Genomic DNA, 16,475 nt, shown 5'->3' on the forward strand with positions numbered 1-16,475 from the left:
GCGAGGAGCCGACTTACAGCCTGAACGAAACCGAGGCGAGGGAATGGCCGATATGGAAGAGAAACCGCTGGGCGAATTGACGATCCGGACGCTCGCCATGCCGTCCGACGCCAACGCCGCCAACGACATCTTCGGCGGCTGGGTCATGGCGCAGATGGACCTTGCCTGCGGTATCCGCGCCGCCGAGCGGGCCAAGGGCCGGGTGGTGACGGCGGCGGTCAAGGAGATGTCCTTCGCCAAGCCGATGAAGATCGGCGACACGCTTTGCATCTATACGCATATCGAGCGCGTCGGCCGCACCTCCATGACGCTGAAGGTCGAGGCCTGGGCGCAGCGCTACCTGTCGGACCTGATGGAAAAGGTCACCGACGCCGATTTCATCATGGTAGCGCTGGACAAGAACGGGAAACCGAAGCCGGTGCCGGCCGAGGGGTGAGACTACCGGCAGGCGACGTAGCCGTTTCGCCGCTGTTTCAAATCGAAGTGGAAATGGTTGGCGTGCGCCCGGTTGTAGCCGGGGCCGAGGACGGTGGTGAAATAATTGCAGGCCTCGGCGCGCACGCGGTTCAGGAAACCCCTCTGCCGGAAGGAGAAAAAGCCTGGCTTGGTGACGTCGATCACACGGCCGCTGTCGAGCTTGATCTTCATCACGTCGATGGCGTTGCCCTTGGCGTGCTCGGAAAGATGGTTCGTGGATTCGCCGATCATGTTGCGGCAGGAATAGGTCGAGCCAGTGTAGATCGTCTGGATGCCGGAGAAATAGCGCGTGCGGACGGCCGGGGCGAAATCCCTTTTCACGTATTTGGCGAAGGTGACCGCCATCCTGGCGTTGAGGATAGCGGGCGCCTTCAGTTCGATGCCGCCTGAAAGACCCAGCACCTTGACGGGGTAGTCGATGCCGCAGACGCGGCGCTCGTGGATCGGCGGAAGGTCGACATAGCGGACGCCGAGCCGTTTCAGTTCACGCCTGAGCGAGACCTCATCGGCGGGCATCACGTCCGGGCGGGTGAGGTCGCGGGCTGCCGGCGGTGCCGGAGGCGGGGCCGCCTCGGGGATATCCTCCGGTTCGGGTGCCGGCGGCGTGAAGGTGCGCGAGGCCCCTATGTCGCCGGGCCGAGCGGGCGGCAACATGGCGTAGCGAGGGCCATTGGCCGAGCGACCGGTCGGCGTCGCTTCGGCTTGCGGCGGCAAGGGCACCTGATAGCCGGGCTGGACCGACTGCGGGTCAGGGGCCGGCTCTCTGTCAGCCATGCGTTGCGGATAGCCGGCTTCCGTGCCCAGAGGCTCTCCCGATTGCGTGAAGGTGTCTTCCCTGTTTGGTTCCCCGACGCCGGCGGGACCGGTCCGCCAGACCATTTCAGCTCCGCCTTCTTCGGCGGTGGAGGGCAATTCGGCGGCGGCCGCTGGCGTCACCAGCGATGACGACGGACGCGGGGCGGAAATAGCGGCGGTGTGCGTGCCGACATCGACCGAGGGAACCGGTGCGAGCACGCTGCCGGCCGTGCAACCGGCCAGTGCGAAGGCCACCGAGCCGATCAGCAAACCGGTGCCGGCCGCCCGCCGGAGGTACGCGCGGATCGGCGCGGCAAAAGATACGCAAACTCGTACTGACATGGGTCGTCCCGGACTGTCCCGGCAACGATTTTAGACGCCAAGGGTAAAGGAAAGCTCATCGCGGGGTTTACGGCTGCGGCGGAAAGGAGGCAGCTTCGGAGCGCCTTGGCGGACACTTACTGGCAGAAGGCGCTCTTGCTCTTTCTCGGCTCGAGGTCGAAGTGAAAGTGCAGGCTGTGATCGGCGTCAGCGCCGGGGCCGAGCACGGTGCGGAACGGACCGCAGGCGGCCTTGCGTACCTCGTTCAGGAACGCGGTGCGCTTCGGGTCGTCGTCGCGGTAGTCCTTTACCTCGATTGCGGTGCCGTCCTTCAGCACGAATTCCGCGATGTCGACGGCGTTGCCGAAAGCGTGCTCCGATATTTTGCTCGTTCCGTGCCGATCCCGGCAGACATAGGCCGAAGCCTGTCGGATCGAGGCGATCGGCGAGCCGAAGGTCTTTTCGGCGGCCGGCGAAGCCGTGTCCTTGATGAAATGCGCCAGTTCGTCGGTGAGTGCGCAGTTCATCACGGCCTCGGGTCCGATCTTCACCGTTTGCGAAAGGGCGGATACGGCGATCGGGTTCGGGACCGAGCAGCCGGCGTCGTGATTGAACAGGGGTGCGCGTTCCTCGAATTTCACGCCGAGCTTACGCAGATCCGCCCGGCAGGCGAAGCGCGCCGGAGGAGGGGGTGGCGTGGGCCGGAATATGACTTTTCGCACGGGTGGCCCTTCCGGGCGCCGTTGAGGAACTGGCGCCGTCGCCGGACTCTCGGGCTGTTCTCGCGGGTTTGGCAACGGCACATGCTCAGCGGCAGCCGGCATTTGTGAAGGTGGGATCAGGCGGGGCGCCGGCTCCGGGACCGGCGCATGCTGCGGCAGGCGCGCAGCGGCAGCCGTAGCGGAGCCACCCACGCCGCAAACGATCAATGCCAGCAGGAAAAGCGCTGCCCGCGCCCACGACAAATCCCTCATGGCGGGGTAACCGCTTTCAGCGAAAGGCGGTTCCGGACCGCCGTTTCAAATGACGTTACGGCCTGTCAGGCGCGTGGCGAGCCTCCGGCGTGAGAGAAATGCCGGCGCCGCTTCGACCAGCAGGATCGCGGCGAAGATCAACCCGCAGCCGGCAAGGGCCTCGAACGGCAGCCGCTCGCCGAGGAAGATCGCACCGAAAAGGGCCGCGAACACCGCCTCGGTCGAAAGGAAAATGGCGGCCTGAGGTGCGGTCGTGTAGCGCTGGCCGACCGCCTGGAGCGTGAAGGCCGCCCCGCCGGCGATCACGCCGGCATAGAGGATTTCCGGCATCGCGGCGCGGATCGCAGTCCAGCCGATCGGCTCGATGAAGAGCGCAAAGAGCAGCGCCACCACGCCGCAGACGGCAAACTGGGTGACGGCTAGCGTCACCGGCCGGCCGCTCGCCACCGCATATCGGCCCGTATAGATCACCTGTAACGCCCAGATCAGCGCGCAAAGGATGGTCAGCCAGTCGCCGGTCGTGAAGGCGCCGATGGAGCCGCCCGAAAGCAGCCAGATGCCGGCAAGCGCGGCAAGCGCCGCCGGCCAGACCAGCGGATGCGGCCATTGGCGAAAGAGGATGACGGCTATGAAGGGCACCATCACCACGTAAAGCCCGGTCAGGAAACCGGAATTGGTCACCGAGGTCGTCAGGAGCCCGATCTGCTGCGCGGCCATGCCGGCGAAAAGCAAAAGCCCGATCATGGCGAAGGCCAGCCATTCGGATTTGTGCACCGGACGTGCGGCGTGCCTGCCTTCCCTCATGGCAAAGGGCATCATGGCGACGGTGGCGACCACGAAACGCAAGCCGATGAAGAGCAACGGTCCGATCGCCTGCATGGCGGTCGATTGCGCCACGAAGCCCATGCCCCACATGGCTCCGGCGAGGAGAAGGACGAGGTTGGCTTGTGCGCGCGTCATGGACTTTCCGGTCGGGGCTGCCGCAGACGGATCGCCTCGCGGTAATTTCATGGCCGCGTGATCCATTCGGCTGCGATCTGTGATAATCTCCGCAACAGATGAAGGTCCACCCGCGAGACGTCAATGTTCCAGGACGCAGTGACGAATTAGGGCGGTCAGGGGAGAACGATAATGCGCAGACATTTGGTCATCGGTGCGACGGCGATCCTACTCGGTGTTTCCCTCGCTGGCTCGCCGGTGCTGGCAATGGGCAGCGGCGGCGATTCAGGCGGGGCGTCCAAGACCACGCAGAAATGCAAGAAGAATCAGGTCTGGGACAAGAAGAAGCAAAAATGTGTCCTGCCGAAGCAGGGCATGCTGGACGACGAGAGCATCTTCGAGGCCGGGCGTGACCTCGCCTATGCCGGCCGCTACGACGAAGCGATCAATGTGCTGACCATGGCGGCGGACAAGCGCGACCCGCGCATCCTGAATTTCCTCGGCTATGCGCATCGCAAGTCGGGCCGGGTGAATGTCGGGCTCGGCTACTATCTGGAGGCGCTGAGGATCGACCCGAACTACACGCTGGTGCGGGAATATCTCGGCGAAGCCTATCTGCAGATCGGTGACATGGCGAAGGCAAAGGGCCAGCTTGCCGAGATCGAAAAGCGGAAGGGCATGGATTGCGCCGAATACCGCGTCCTTTCCGCGCAGATCGAGGCCGCGTCGAAGGCCGGGTAAGGTGCTTTTGCGGGCTATTCGGCCCGCGACAGTCTTATGATCTCGCCATTGTCCTCGTCGGTGAGGAGCCAGATCGAGCCGTCCGGCGCGACGTTGACGTCGCGGATACGGCCGAAGGCGCCTTTGAACATCCGCTCCACTTCCGCGATCTTTCCCGAAGCGTCGCGCTTCAGCCGTGAAACGAGCTGGAATTTCAGCGCGCCGACGATGAAATCGCCTTTCCATTCGGGGAACATCCTGCCGTCATAGATGGCTAGGCCCGATGGCGCGATCGACGGATCCCAATAGAATTTCGGCTGCTCGTAGCCGGGCGCGGCGGTGCCGATGCCGATCTTCGTGCCGTCGTAATTGACGCCGTAGCTGATGACCGGCCAGCCGTAATTCCTGCCGGCCTGCGGCTGGTTTATCTCATCGCCGCCCCTTGCTCCGTGCTCCACCGTCCACAGCCTTCCGGTTGCGGGGTCGAGCGCGGCGCCATCGATATTGCGATGGCCGATCGACCAGATCTGCGGCAGACCCTTTTTGCCGTCGGGCCACGGATTGCCGGGCGCAGGCGCGCCGTCCGGCGTCATGTGCAGGACGGAACCCTGGCCGTCGAACGGATCCTGCGCGCGCTTCGGCTGGCCGGCGTCGCCTGTCGTGACGAAGAGATTGCCGTCGCGGTCGAGCACGATGCGTGAGCCATATTGATGGGTGCCCGTCTTCTTCTTCACCGAAAAGATGATCTTGGTGTCTTCGAGCCTTGCGCCCCTATCGTCGCGGACGAGCCTGGCACGCGCCACCGCCGTGCCGCCGCCGGAAGGACCACCTTCCGTGAAGGAGAGGAAGAGCGTTCCGGTACGGGCGAAATCCTTCGCCAGCGTCACGTCGAGCAGGCCGCCCTGGCTGCCTGAGAGCACTTTAGGCACGCCGGGCAGGGGATCGGAGAGGCGGCCTTCGGAAAAGAGCCGCACGCGACCGGGGCGCTCGGTTACGATCACCGTGCCGTCGGGCAGAAAATCGAGACCCCACGGATGGGTGAGGCCGTCGGCCAGAACCTCGGCGCGGACCTTGACCTTTTCCGTATTGAAGACCTTGCCTGCCGCCTCGGTAGAGGGCATCGTGATGAGAAGCAGAAGTGCCGCAGCAAGGGCGGAACGAACGAATTGGGCGTGATTCGAGGGCATCGGCTGCATCGAGGGCAAGATAGGGATCGCGCCGCCGCCGACAATAGCAGGAATGCGGACGAGACGGGGCCGAGCAGTGTATTCAGGCGCAAACTTTTTTCGTGAAAAGCGCAGAAACGTTGCTATATTCGGCGGAACTTGGGTGAGACGGTTCCGTTAGCCAGCGCTTGCGGGCCGTTTTCTTTTTATGCCGCGCGGCCCCCGGCCGGTCGCGCGAGCAAGGAACAGGAAGGGTCGATGCCGATGAACAAGGTTCCGATGACCGCTCAGGGACACGAGGCGCTCAAGGAGGAACTTCGCTGGCGCCAACAGGAGGAGCGGCCGCGCATCATCGAGGCGATCTCGGAGGCGCGCTCGCATGGCGACCTGTCGGAGAATGCCGAGTATCATGCCGCCAAGGAGGCGCAGAGCCTCAACGAGGGCCGTATCAACGAGCTTGAGGACTTTGTGGCGCGCGCGGAAGTGATCGACGTTTCAAAGCTTTCCGGCGACAAGATAAAGTTTGGCGCGACCGTCCGTCTGGTCGACGAGGACACCGAGGAAGAGAAGACCTACCAGATCGTCGGCGATCAGGAAGCCGATGTGAAGTCTGGCCGCATCTCTATCTCCTCGCCGATCGCCCGCGCACTGATAGGCAAGGAAGTCGGCGACGTGGTCGAGGTCAACGCGCCGGGCGGCGCGCGCGGCTATGAGATCGTCAAGCTGAGCTTTTCCTGACGGGAGGAATCCGGCAGCCGGCGGGGTTCCCCATGGACAGGACGCCCGCTGCCGTTGATATGCGCCGCGTTGAGGTAGTGGCGCCGAATTTCAAGAAGCGGCTTTCCGGCGTCACCAGCACGATCGTCCAGCTTGTGCCGCTGCAGGCGAAGCGGATCGGTATTGCGACGCTGGGGCCGGGCCTTCCGGACACGCTGCCGAAAATGCGTCTGTCGCAGGTGTGGGCCTTGCTGGCCCAACCGCAAGGGCGACCGTTCCGCATCTGGCACGCTCGCCGCAATATCGAGATGGCGGCAGGCGTATTCCTGCGCTACGTGCTCCGCGCGCCTGTGAAACTCCTGTTCACCTCGGCGGCGCAAAGGCGCCACAAGCCTTTCACGAAATGGCTGATAAGGCGCATGGACGCGGTGGTGGCGACAAGCGCGCGGTCCGGCTCCTTCCTCGAAGTGCCACATCGCGTCATCATGCACGGTATCGACACGGAACGTTTCCATCCGGCGCGCTCCCATGAAGACGAATTCGCCGGCGCCGGCCTGCCGGGGCGCTTCGCGGTCGGCTGTTTCGGCCGCATCCGCCACCAGAAAGGCACGGATCTTTTCGTCGAGTCGATGATCGCACTCCTGCCGGATTTCCCCGACTGGACCGCCATCATCACCGGCCGCGTGACGGCGGAGCATCAGGCCTTTGTCGACGGATTGCGGGAAAAGGTCGAAAAAGCAGGCCTTTCAAACCGCATCTTCTTCCTTGGCGAGGTGCCGTCGGTCGATCAATGGTACCGGCGCCTTTCGCTCTATGTCGCGCCTTCGCGCAACGAAGGCTTCGGCCTGACGCCGCTGGAGGCCATGGCGTCCGGTACGCCGGTGGTGGCTTCGGACGCCGGCGCCTATCGCGAACTGATCGAGGAAGGCGTGACGGGTGCGGTCGTGCCGGCCGGAGACCAGGATGCGCTGACCGAGGCGGTCCGGGAATATATGGCAGCGCCCGACCGGGCGGGCGAGGCGGGCCGACGGGCGATTGAGCATGTAAACGCGCGTTTTGCGCTTGACCGGGAGGCCGATGCGCTGATTGAGCTTTATCGGCTGCTTGGTCATGGAAAGCTGGGCGAGAGCGGGTCATGAAGCGATGAAAACCAGCGTTATCATTTCGACGTACAATTCGCCCTTATGGCTCCAGAAAGTGCTCTGGGGGTATTTCGCGCAGGACAATACCGACTTCGAGATCATCATCGCCGACGATGGATCCGATGCATCGACCGGCGAACTGCTGGCGGAGATGGCGCGCTCTTCGCCCGTGCCCATTACGCATATATGGCAGCCGGACGACGGTTTCCGGAAATGCGCGATCATAAACAAGGCGATTGCGGTGGCCCGGGGCGACCGGATCCTGACGACGGACGGCGATTGCGTACCGCGCCGCGATTTCATCGGTGTCCATGCGCGATATGCGCGCCCGGATCGCTTCCTGTCAGGCGGCTATTTCAAGCTCGGCGAGGATCTGTCCAATTCGCTTGACCGCGATCTCATCGAAGACCAGAGGGCATTCAGCGCTTCCTGGCTTGTCCGGCGCGGCATGCCAATCAATACGAAAGCCTTCAAACTGGTCGCGGCACCGCCCTTCGATACGTTGCTCAATCGCATCGTGCCGACAAGGCGGACGTGGAACGGCCATAACGCCTCATGCGACCGCAGTCTGGCCATCCGCGTCAATGGCTTCAACGAAGACATGCAGTATGGCGGGCTGGACGGGGAATTCGGTGTGCGCCTCGGCCATACCGGCGTCTTCGGCGATCAGATCCGCTATTCGGCGGTCGTCCTCCACCTTCATCACGGACGTGGATACGTGACGCCGGAGATGATTGAGAAAAGCCGCGCAGTGAGACGCCGGACCCGCGAAGAGAAAAAGCGCAGGGCCGACCGAGGTCTTGATCAATGGCTGCGCCCGGACGGGGAGGTCACCCTTGCGCCCGATGATCGCCTGGTGCGTCTCTAGCGTTGCCCGATCAAATCCCATCCGATCGGAGTGCCGGCGGCTGCGCATGGCTGCAACGGGCGGGGGCGTGTCCCGGCGCATTTCCGGGCTCAGCAGGAGATGGGGCTTGATTGACCTCTGCAAGCGTCCCGACGCGGAACCGCGGCGAGATCGATGCGCGGCCTGAGGCTCAATCGGCCGGCGCACCGCTATTTCGCGCGACTGTACCTGCTGCTGCGCTACGGACGGGCCGATGGCCATGCCGAGGCGTGGTGGCCGGGCCTTGCCTTGACATTGCCGTCGAGGGGCGACGGGGCGATCCACTACCGGGGCAGGTTCGTCGCGCCGCTGCTGCCATATCCCGCTCCATCGGAGGGCAGGGACGAGATCATCGTCGTCGGGTCGGGACCATCGCTGGCAGCGCAGGCCAGGGAGCGCATCCCGCTCGAATCCGCGCTGCTGCTCAATGGCGCGATCCACCTCGCCGGCCCGCATGCGCCAAGGCCGCTCGGCGTGATCATCGAGGACGAGCGCTTCGTGTATCGGCACTGGCGCACGATCGTGGCGAGGGTGCCGGCGCAGGCGCATTGCTATTTCTCGACGGGCGTGATCCGGGCGCTGTGCGAGACCGCGCCGGAATGGCTGGCGTCGCAGAGCATCCATCATCTCGACTTCGTGCACAGGCCGTATGGCAAGAAGAGACCAGATGCCGCGGGATTGCGGAACCTGCCCTTCCTGCGTTGGTCCGACGACGGGAAAGCGGCGATATCGCTCTCGCCGGAATTGGGGCTGATGCCGGTCGGCTCGGTAGCCGGTTCGGCCGCCCAGCTTGCGCTGTCGCTCGCGCCTTTGCGGATCGGTCTTGCCGGCATCGACCTGACCAACACCAGCCGTCCACGTTTCTACGAATCGGACGCCGACAAGGCGATGTCGCGGATCGGCGCGGCCAGCGAAAGGATACTTGCCACCTTCAGCATAATCAGGGATGAGTGCGCCCGGCGCGGCATCGTGCTTGAGAACTATTCGCCCGTCTCGCGGCTTGCCGAAATCGGTGTCCCATACGTGTCGAGGCTGGAGGGATAAAAGCGAGCGGAGTTCATGAGGCTTTTCAACAGGAAGGCTCCCTTCACGAAACGGTTGGAGATCGAGCCGCCGCCGGCCGGAGCGGATCGAAACGGCATGGCGATAGCGACGGTCTTGCGCGACGAGGAACACTATGTCGCCGAATGGGCGTCGTTCCACCGGGCGGTGGGCGTGCGCCATTTCTTCGTCTATGACGACGGGTCGACGGACCGGACGCTGTCCGTACTTCGCGATCTCCTGTCCGAAGCGGAACTGACGATCCTGCCCTGGCGGTTCGGGATGCGCGACGTCAGTGTGGGCCTGCCGCTCAACCGGCAGGTGCTCGCCTTCGGCCATGCCATTCTCAATTTCGGGGCGGATTTCCGCTGGATGGCGTTCATCGACGTGGACGAATTCATCGTGCCGAAGACCGGACGCACCATCGAGGAAGCGCTGGTCGGAGCCAAAGGCTTTCCGAACATATCGCTGCCGTGGCACATGTTCGGGACGAATGGGCACAAGACGCGCCCCGCTGGACCGGTCACGCGCAACTATACGCTGCGGGCGCGGGATCCGATCAGCCGCTTGAAGAACGCGACGAATTTCAAGTGCATCGTCGATCCGTGCGCGGTGTCGGAAGTCAGCGTCCACCATTTCCATACGAGGGAATTCGGCGACCGGACGGCGAACGATTCAGGGCGTGTTTTCCCGCTCGATAAGCGCAAGTCGCCCGAATTCTATTCGTCAGACTATCTTCAGCTCAATCATTACTATACGCGCTCCGAAGAAGAGTTCATGAGGAAGATCGAGCGAGGGGGGGTTTCTCCAACCGCATGGGAAAAGCGCAAGACAAGATTGTCCATTGCGTTGGAGAATATCGAGAAGTATCCCGTGGAGGATTTTTTCTTACTCAATTTCATTGAAAAGAATGGTATTCATCTTTAATCAATAGGCAGTGTGTTCTTATCCGTCGCTGACTGGTTCGCCCGGTTGGCGATGAAGTCCCGCAGGATATTTTCCAGTTCCGTGGCGCAGGCCTCGACCGAAAAACGGTCGTCCGGCGCGGCCGGATCCGCAGCCAAGGCTTTCCCGATCGCCCGGTGCATTTCAAAGACATTCGTAAACCAGAACGCGGACGGGTGCGTTTCGCGATAGCCTGCCTCGGGCCACGCGACAAAAGGCAGGCCGAGCCTAAGCGCGACGGCAGCCTTGATATTCGACTTCCAACGCCTTGAGATCCAGGGATAGGCTCTGCGGACGCCGAGCAAGACATGGCCCAGCGACGGTTGCGGGCCGTTCGATGTGACGAATTTCACGCCATGGACGAAGCATGACAAATATACCGCCACGAGCCACCATCCAAGGTGCTCAGGCCTGCCGTGATAAACGACTCGCCGCCGTTTTCCCGCTGGCGGCGCCATATCTCCTATCCTCGGGTCGTAGTGGTGATAGAGCAGGCCTACCTTCCAGCCGAGCGGTGTGATGTCCTCGACCATTGCCCGCGTCGGGCAGAGGATCAGGTCTGGATCGATCCTCGCAAAATGTGCCGCCGCCATCGCCCGGGCATCGGCGATATCCTTCAGGCGGTTTTTCCTTGCCCACCTCTTCCATGGGTTTCGTCGCTGACGCCAGAAATCCAGCGGATCGTAGACCACCGGGCCGCCCCAGGCCTTTAGTTCGGCGAGGTTCTCGTCGCGTATGCTCTTGACAATAACCACGGCATCCATGCCCTCGGCGTCCTTGCGTGTGGCATGGGGCACGGCTTTCCAATCGGGTCGGGTGGCGGCCATTTGCTCCGCCCTCATCGTCCACGATCCAAAACCACCGATACCGGTAAACAGAACTTTCATCTCAAATCACGCCGGATTTGTCTGCCATGTAGCGTAGGGTTCGCCGTACATGGATAGCTGAGCCGCAAAGTCGTATAGGCATCGGCGAAAAGCCATACGACGATCCGATCCTCTCGCGCCAGATCATCGGGAGTCCAAACTCGTCGCTTCGATGAGCTGCGCGTCTAAATCGCCACCAGCCCGTCATCCTTCACCTGCCGGATCGTCAGCGCGGTGCGTACCGTATCGACATTGGCCGTCGAGGTCAGTTCCTCTATCACGAAACCCTGGAAACTGGCGAGGTCGCTGGCCACGCAATGAAGCAGGAAGTCGGAATCGCCGGACACCATCCATGCCCCGCGCACCAGCGGCCATTGGCGGGTCGCTTCGGCGAAGGCTTTCAATTCCGCGTCCGACTGGTGGTGCAGCCCCACAAGGCAGAAGGCGACGACATCGAGGCCCAGCGCAGGGGCGTTGAGCAGCGCCCGGTAGCCACGGATGATGCCGGTCTCCTCCAGCCGCTTCACGCGCCTGAGGCAGGGCGGCGCCGAGATCCCGACCCGCCGCGCCAGTTCGACATTGGTCATGCGGCCATCGTCCTGGAGTTCCTTGAGGATGTTCCAGTCGATTGCGTCCAGTTCTGCTTTCAATGCCATGAGCGGTTTCCGAATCGCGACAGCAGTCTGCGGCCGATATAGCCGATCCCGACAAAATATCCGATTTCGTGTGTGTAACGCATGCGGGCGCGCTTGTCGGCGATGCTTTTCCGGGGATGGGCGATCCGCCACGCGCGGGCAACCTTGCAAGGCGGGGCGCCCAGCACCTAGATTACGGCGGTTCCAGTAAATGCAAGGCGGCGACGGTCGGCCGCCCAGACAAGGTCCAGTCATGACGGTCAAGCACGCTCCCGTCCTCATCGTCGGTTCCGGTCCAGCCGGCTACACGGCCGCGATCTATGCGGCGCGCGCCATGCTGAAGCCTTTGCTCGTCGCGGGGCTGCAACAGGGCGGGCAGTTGATGATCACCACCGATGTCGAGAACTATCCCGGCTTCGCCGAGCCGATCCAGGGGCCGTGGCTGATGGGCGAGATGCTGAAGCAGGCCGAGCATGTCGGCGCGGAGATCGCCAACGACCTGATCGTGGAGGCGGATATCGGCACGCGCCCGTTCCGGCTCACCGGCGATTCCGGCACGGTCTATACCGCCGACGCGCTTATCATCGCGACCGGCGCGCAGGCGAAGTGGCTGGGGCTGCCCAGCGAGCAGACCTATATGGGCTTCGGTATCTCGGCCTGCGCCACCTGCGACGGCTTCTTCTATCGCGGCAAGGACGTGGTCGTCGTCGGCGGCGGCAATACGGCCGTCGAAGAGGCGCTTTACCTCTCCAACCTGGCGCGGCATGTGACGGTCGTTCACCGGCGCAACGAGTTCCGCGCTGAGCGCATCCTGCAGGAGCGGCTGTTCGCGCGCGGAAACGTCTCCGTGTTGTGGGATACGGTGGTCGAGGAGATAAAGGGCGTGCCCGGCAAGCTGCCGCTGCCGCCCTCGGTCAACGGCCTGGTCCTGAAGAATGCGTTTAGCGGCGAGGTCACGGAAATGCCGATCGACGGTGTGTTCGTCGCTATCGGCCATTCACCCTCGGTCGAGCTTTTCGCCGGCAAGCTGAAGCAGAAGCCCAACGGTTATCTGTGGACGGCGCCGGATTCGACCAAGACCGATGTGCCGGGCGTGTTCGCGGCGGGCGATGTGACCGACGATATCTATCGGCAGGCGGTGACCGCGGCGGGCATGGGTTGCATGGCGGCACTTGAGGCTGAACGCTATCTGGCGGAACTGAACATGCATGGGCAGGCTGCGGAAGCGGCCGAATAAAGAGAACCTCGGGAAGAGGGGTGGCGGTGGTATGTCGCTGGATTGGGACAAGCTGCGTGTCTTTCACGCCGCGGCCGAAGCGGGATCGTTCACGCATGCGGCGGAGACGCTGAAGCTGTCGCAATCGGCCATCTCGCGGCAGGTGAGCGCGCTGGAGCACGATGTCGGCGTGCCACTCTTCCACCGTCATGCGCGCGGGCTGGTGCTGACCGAGCAGGGCGAACTCCTCTACCGGACAGCGCATGACGTGCTGATGCGGCTGGAAAACGTCCGCACGAGGCTGACCGAGGCGAAGGACAGGCCGTCGGGCACATTGCGCGTGACGACCACCGTCGGCCTCGGCGCCGGCTGGCTGACGGAGCGTGTACAGGAATTCCTCGACCTCTATCCGGACATCCAGCTTCAACTCATCCTCATCAACGAGGAAATGGACCTGATGACGCGTCACGCCGACTGTGCCATCCGGTTGCGCCAGCCGCAGCAGTCGGACCTGATCCAGCGGCGGCTCTTCACCGTCCACATGCATCTCTATGCGTCGGAATCCTATATCGCCAGGCATGGAAGACTCGCTTCCATCGAGGAACTCGACAATCACCGCATCGTCACGTTCGGCGAACCGATCCCGACGGCGATCGCGGACGTGAACTGGCTGGAAACGGCCGGGCGGGCGGACGGCTCGCGGCGGATCGCCCATCTCCAGATCAACGACCTGCTGGCGATCAAGCGCGCGGTCAGGCGCGGCGCGGGCATCGCGGCGCTGCCCGACTACATGGTCGGAAAGGATTCCGATCTCGTCCAGCTCTTGCCGGAAAGCCATGTGCCGTCCTTCGACACCTATTTCGCTTATACGGATGCGCTGAAGAGCCAGGTCAAGCTGCAGGTCTTTCGCGATTTCCTCATCGCCAAGGCGCGTAACTGGTCATTCTGATTGGTACAGAGGCAGCGTCAGCAGACATATGCGAAAATGCATGGGTCCTTTGCAAAAGAGTGCTTGTTAAACGGGCAAAGGAAGCCCATATCGTAATCATCTCACGGACGCGTTCCTCCTCCCATTAGCGTCCGTCGAGTGTTCCCCTCTGGAGGTTTAGCTGGAAACAGCGCTTCCAATTCAACTTAGCCGGGTCTATTCGATCCGGCTTTTTTGTTGCCTAAAGCCCAGATATTCTTTGGCTTTTCTGGCCAGAGCTTCGTCCGGGCTCGGCACTCGCATCGCACGTGAAACGAGAACTTTCCAGCCGCCGTCCCGGCAGGCTCCAGGAATCAGAGGTGCGTTTCTGGCGCGGACAGGTTCTCCGGCCGCGCCTTTCAGTCCGGATTTCCGTCTCGCGCCTGCGATCTCGAAGGTTAAACCGCTCCCGGACGGGCCACAACGGCCGCCCGCCCCTATGCCACGGCACGGCATAAATTTGGTCCAGATAGCCGCGTGTCCTACGCGGCCTTGCCGGCGGCGATGGAAAGCACGTCGTCCGCCAACCTGCCGGTCAGTTCCGCCATATGGTCGAATTTCGCCACGAAGCCCGCGACGCCCGCCGTCGCCGAGCGAAGCTCGATGATCAGGTCGCCGATCTCGGCCTGGGGCATCGTCGCTTCCACCACGTCCCAGCCCGGCCATCCGGGGCGGGCGTCGTAGCCCAGGATCTGGCCGCGTCGCTGCGGGATCAGCGCCGTGATCCTGGCGGTCGCGTCGGAAGGCGTCGCAATCTCCACCTTCATGACCGGCTCTAGCAGTACGGGCGAACAGGCGGCCATGCCGTCCTTCATGGCGAGTTTCGCCGCCATCTGGAACGCCATGTCGGAAGAATCGACCGAATGATAGGAACCGTCCGACAAATTGACCGCGATATCGACGACGGGGAAACCGAGCGGCCCCGATTTCAGGAAATCGCGCACGCCGGTCTCGACCGAGGGGATGTATTGTTTCGGCACGACGCCGCCGGTGATTGTATCGGTGAACTGGAAGCCGCTCTCGCGGGGCAGAGGCTTTATCTCCAGTACGACATCGCCGAACTGGCCGTGCCCGCCCGACTGCTTCTTGTGGCGGCCGCGCTGCTCGGTCGGCTTGCGGATGGTTTCGCGATAGGGGATCTGCGCGGCGTGCGCGTCGACAGGTATCTGGTATTTTCCTTCAAGCCGCTCGATGGCGACCCTCAGATGCATCTCGCCATGGCCGGAAAGCACGGTTTCGGCCGAAGCCTGATGATGCTCCAGCGAGAGGGAAGGGTCTTCCTCGGAGATGCGCTGCAAGGCCGACGACATCTTGACCTCGTCCTTGCGCTCGCGAGGCTTGAGCGCCAGCGCGTAGACGGGCGGCGGCGGGGCGGGAATGGCGTCGACCGAAACGCCACCCTTCAGCGTGCTCAGCGCATCGCCGGTCCTGGCCTCATCTACCTTGCCGATGGCGACGGTGTCGCCTTCCTTTGCAGACGCGATCTTGACCTGGTCCTTGCCGAGCATGCGGTAGAGGCCGGAAACCTTGGCCGAATTGCCGTTCGGCAGCCACAGTTCGGCGCCGTCGGTGAGCGGGCCGGCAAGTAGCCGCGCGATCGACAGTTTGCCGCCATGTGAGGTGTGGATCGTCTTCATGACGCGGATGAGGCTTTGAGGATTGCCGAGCCCGAGGCGTTCGCGTGTCGCTGCCGCGTCCGGAGCGTCGTGGCGGATCGCCTTCAGGAGACGCAGCACGCCATTGCCGCGCTCGGCCGAGCCGATCAGGACCGGCGTTACGGTGCCCTCACGCAGATCGGCGGCGAGGTCGTCGAAGACAGCGTCGCGTGGCGGCTCGATCTCTTCCAGCAATTGCTCCATCAACTGGTCGTCATGGTCGGCCAGCGTTTCCAGCATGGAGAAGCGCGCCTCGATCTCGCGCGCCTTGTCGTCGTCGGGGATGGCGGCGATCTCGCTCTCGGCGTGCTCGCGGTAGATGTAGGCGCGCTCCAGCGCGAGGTCGATCGAGCCGATCACGATGCCGTCCTTCCGAAGCGGAATCTGGCGCAGGAGAAGCGGCGTGCTGGAGGCCGGCTGCAGCATCTTCAGCGTGTCGCGGACGCCGGTGTCGGTTTTGTCGACCTTGTTGAGGAAAAGCATGCGCGGCACGCCGAGATCGTCGAGCTGGCGCAGGATGAGCTGGAGCGCAGGTATCTTCTTCTCATCCGCTTCCGCCACGACGACGGCGATATCGCAGGCGGAAAGCACCGGCACGGTTTCATAGGCGAACTCGATGGAGCCGGGGCAGTCGACAAAGGTCATCTCCTCGCCCATGAATTCGGCGGTGGCGAAACTCGCCTCGACGCTCATCGCATGCGCCCGCGCCTCGGCCGAGTGGTCACCGACGGTGCCACCCGATGCTACCGTGCCCTGCTTGGGAATGGCGCCGGTGCGTGCGAGGATCGCCTCGAGAAGTGTCGTCTTTCCGCTGGAAAAGGGACCGATGATGGCGACGCATTTCGGTCCCTGACGTCGTCCTCCGGCGCGATTACCCATGATGCCCGACCTCCTCTCAAGCGTTTCCGGTTGAGCGGCGGCCGGCCCTGCGGCCGTCGCGCGGCGGGATCGTCAGGCTCCCTCTTTCGGGCGCACTTGTCCCGTCGTCGAGGCATCGTCACACGGCTTTGCGG

General features: G+C 63.4%; 16 protein-coding genes. 9 read left to right on the top strand and 7 right to left on the bottom strand.

From position 1 onward, the window contains the following. Nucleotides 1-43: 43 nt before the first annotated feature. The gene (locus RBH77_RS11480) at nt 44-436 is read left to right on the top strand and encodes an acyl-CoA thioesterase (protein ID WP_311032302.1); all 393 of its coding nucleotides are present in this window, start codon (nt 44-46) and stop codon (nt 434-436) included. Nucleotides 437-438: 2 nt separating this feature from the next. Here RBH77_RS11480 and RBH77_RS11485 read toward each other — a convergent pair whose 3' ends face one another. From RBH77_RS11485 to RBH77_RS11495, 3 genes are all read right to left on the bottom strand, one after another. Further along, a complete protein-coding gene (locus RBH77_RS11485) occupies nt 439-1,614 on the bottom strand; it encodes an extensin family protein (protein ID WP_311032303.1) in 1,176 nt (391 codons plus the stop codon). A gap of 116 nt (nt 1,615-1,730) precedes the next feature. Then, a complete protein-coding gene (locus RBH77_RS11490) occupies nt 1,731-2,315 on the bottom strand; it encodes an extensin-like domain-containing protein (RefSeq protein ID WP_311032304.1) in 585 nt (194 codons plus the stop codon). Nucleotides 2,316-2,612: 297 nt separating this feature from the next. Beyond that, nucleotides 2,613-3,527 carry a DMT family transporter gene (locus tag RBH77_RS11495; RefSeq protein ID WP_311032305.1) on the bottom strand — a complete coding sequence of 305 codons (915 nt, stop codon included), beginning with the start codon at nt 3,525-3,527 and terminating at the stop codon, nt 2,613-2,615. Between the two features lie 171 nt (nt 3,528-3,698). On the opposite strand from RBH77_RS11495, the gene RBH77_RS11500 reads away from it, so the two are divergent. Further along, complete coding sequence (locus RBH77_RS11500) at nt 3,699-4,247, top strand: tetratricopeptide repeat protein (protein ID WP_311032306.1); 549 nt, start codon at nt 3,699-3,701, stop codon at nt 4,245-4,247. A 14-nt stretch (nt 4,248-4,261) separates the two neighbouring features. Here the strand turns inward: RBH77_RS11500 and RBH77_RS11505 are convergent, their stop codons facing one another. After that, nucleotides 4,262-5,413: a PQQ-dependent sugar dehydrogenase gene (locus RBH77_RS11505; protein WP_311032307.1), complete on the bottom strand. Its 1,152-nt coding sequence runs from the start codon at nt 5,411-5,413 to the stop codon at nt 4,262-4,264. A 243-nt stretch (nt 5,414-5,656) separates the two neighbouring features. Here RBH77_RS11505 and greA point away from each other — a divergent pair, with 243 nt between their 5' ends. From greA to RBH77_RS11530, 5 genes are all read left to right on the top strand, one after another. Further along, the gene (gene greA, locus RBH77_RS11510; RefSeq protein WP_311032513.1) at nt 5,657-6,130 is read left to right on the top strand and encodes a transcription elongation factor GreA; all 474 of its coding nucleotides are present in this window, start codon (nt 5,657-5,659) and stop codon (nt 6,128-6,130) included. A 32-nt stretch (nt 6,131-6,162) separates the two neighbouring features. After that, nucleotides 6,163-7,248: a glycosyltransferase family 4 protein gene (locus tag RBH77_RS11515; protein ID WP_311032308.1), complete on the top strand. Its 1,086-nt coding sequence runs from the start codon at nt 6,163-6,165 to the stop codon at nt 7,246-7,248. A 4-nt stretch (nt 7,249-7,252) separates the two neighbouring features. Further along, the gene (locus RBH77_RS11520; RefSeq protein ID WP_311032309.1) at nt 7,253-8,119 is read left to right on the top strand and encodes a glycosyltransferase family 2 protein; all 867 of its coding nucleotides are present in this window, start codon (nt 7,253-7,255) and stop codon (nt 8,117-8,119) included. Nucleotides 8,120-8,272: 153 nt separating this feature from the next. Further along, on the top strand, nt 8,273-9,181 hold the full coding sequence (locus tag RBH77_RS11525; protein ID WP_311032310.1) for a glycosyl transferase: 909 nt from the start codon (nt 8,273-8,275) through the stop codon (nt 9,179-9,181). Between the two features lie 15 nt (nt 9,182-9,196). Beyond that, nucleotides 9,197-10,105, top strand: a complete 909-nt coding sequence (locus tag RBH77_RS11530) for a glycosyltransferase family 92 protein (RefSeq protein WP_311032311.1) — start codon at nt 9,197-9,199, stop codon at nt 10,103-10,105. On the opposite strand, the gene RBH77_RS11535 is transcribed toward RBH77_RS11530, so the two are convergent. Further along, a complete protein-coding gene (locus RBH77_RS11535) occupies nt 10,102-11,010 on the bottom strand; it encodes a hypothetical protein (protein WP_311032312.1) in 909 nt (302 codons plus the stop codon). The two genes, RBH77_RS11530 and RBH77_RS11535, sit on opposite strands and share 4 nt — an antisense overlap. 164 nt (nt 11,011-11,174) lie before the next feature. Continuing rightward, complete coding sequence (locus tag RBH77_RS11540; protein ID WP_311032313.1) at nt 11,175-11,645, bottom strand: Lrp/AsnC family transcriptional regulator; 471 nt, start codon at nt 11,643-11,645, stop codon at nt 11,175-11,177. 232 nt (nt 11,646-11,877) lie between these two features. Between RBH77_RS11540 and trxB the strand changes: the two genes are divergently transcribed. Both trxB and RBH77_RS11550 read left to right on the top strand, forming a co-directional pair. Continuing rightward, a complete protein-coding gene (gene trxB / locus RBH77_RS11545) occupies nt 11,878-12,861 on the top strand; it encodes a thioredoxin-disulfide reductase (RefSeq protein ID WP_311032314.1) in 984 nt (327 codons plus the stop codon). Between the two features lie 31 nt (nt 12,862-12,892). Then, nucleotides 12,893-13,789: a LysR family transcriptional regulator gene (locus tag RBH77_RS11550; protein WP_311032315.1), complete on the top strand. Its 897-nt coding sequence runs from the start codon at nt 12,893-12,895 to the stop codon at nt 13,787-13,789. 500 nt (nt 13,790-14,289) lie between these two features. Here the strand turns inward: RBH77_RS11550 and RBH77_RS11555 are convergent, their stop codons facing one another. Then, entirely contained in the window at nt 14,290-16,341 is a 2,052-nt protein-coding gene (locus RBH77_RS11555) for an elongation factor G (RefSeq protein WP_311032316.1), read from the bottom strand. Between the last annotated feature and the right edge of the window lie 134 nt (nt 16,342-16,475).

The sequence above is a fragment of the Mesorhizobium koreense genome (assembly GCF_031656215.1).
Classification (GTDB): domain Bacteria; phylum Pseudomonadota; class Alphaproteobacteria; order Rhizobiales; family Rhizobiaceae; genus Mesorhizobium_L; species Mesorhizobium_L koreense.

Coding starts and splice junctions, on each gene's coding strand:
- RBH77_RS11480 (WP_311032302.1), top strand. CDS start 44: ATGGCCGATATGGAAGAGAAACCGCTGGGCGAATTGACGATCCGGACG.
- RBH77_RS11485 (WP_311032303.1), bottom strand. CDS start 1,614: ATGTCAGTACGAGTTTGCGTATCTTTTGCCGCGCCGATCCGCGCGTAC.
- RBH77_RS11495 (WP_311032305.1), bottom strand. CDS start 3,527: ATGACGCGCGCACAAGCCAACCTCGTCCTTCTCCTCGCCGGAGCCATG.
- RBH77_RS11500 (WP_311032306.1), top strand. CDS start 3,699: ATGCGCAGACATTTGGTCATCGGTGCGACGGCGATCCTACTCGGTGTT.
- RBH77_RS11505 (WP_311032307.1), bottom strand. CDS start 5,413: ATGCCCTCGAATCACGCCCAATTCGTTCGTTCCGCCCTTGCTGCGGCA.
- greA (WP_311032513.1), top strand. CDS start 5,657: ATGAACAAGGTTCCGATGACCGCTCAGGGACACGAGGCGCTCAAGGAG.
- RBH77_RS11515 (WP_311032308.1), top strand. CDS start 6,163: ATGGACAGGACGCCCGCTGCCGTTGATATGCGCCGCGTTGAGGTAGTG.
- RBH77_RS11520 (WP_311032309.1), top strand. CDS start 7,253: ATGAAAACCAGCGTTATCATTTCGACGTACAATTCGCCCTTATGGCTC.
- RBH77_RS11525 (WP_311032310.1), top strand. CDS start 8,273: ATGCGCGGCCTGAGGCTCAATCGGCCGGCGCACCGCTATTTCGCGCGA.
- RBH77_RS11530 (WP_311032311.1), top strand. CDS start 9,197: ATGAGGCTTTTCAACAGGAAGGCTCCCTTCACGAAACGGTTGGAGATC.
- RBH77_RS11535 (WP_311032312.1), bottom strand. CDS start 11,010: ATGAAAGTTCTGTTTACCGGTATCGGTGGTTTTGGATCGTGGACGATG.
- RBH77_RS11540 (WP_311032313.1), bottom strand. CDS start 11,645: ATGGCATTGAAAGCAGAACTGGACGCAATCGACTGGAACATCCTCAAG.
- trxB (WP_311032314.1), top strand. CDS start 11,878: ATGACGGTCAAGCACGCTCCCGTCCTCATCGTCGGTTCCGGTCCAGCC.
- RBH77_RS11550 (WP_311032315.1), top strand. CDS start 12,893: ATGTCGCTGGATTGGGACAAGCTGCGTGTCTTTCACGCCGCGGCCGAA.
- RBH77_RS11555 (WP_311032316.1), bottom strand. CDS start 16,341: ATGGGTAATCGCGCCGGAGGACGACGTCAGGGACCGAAATGCGTCGCC.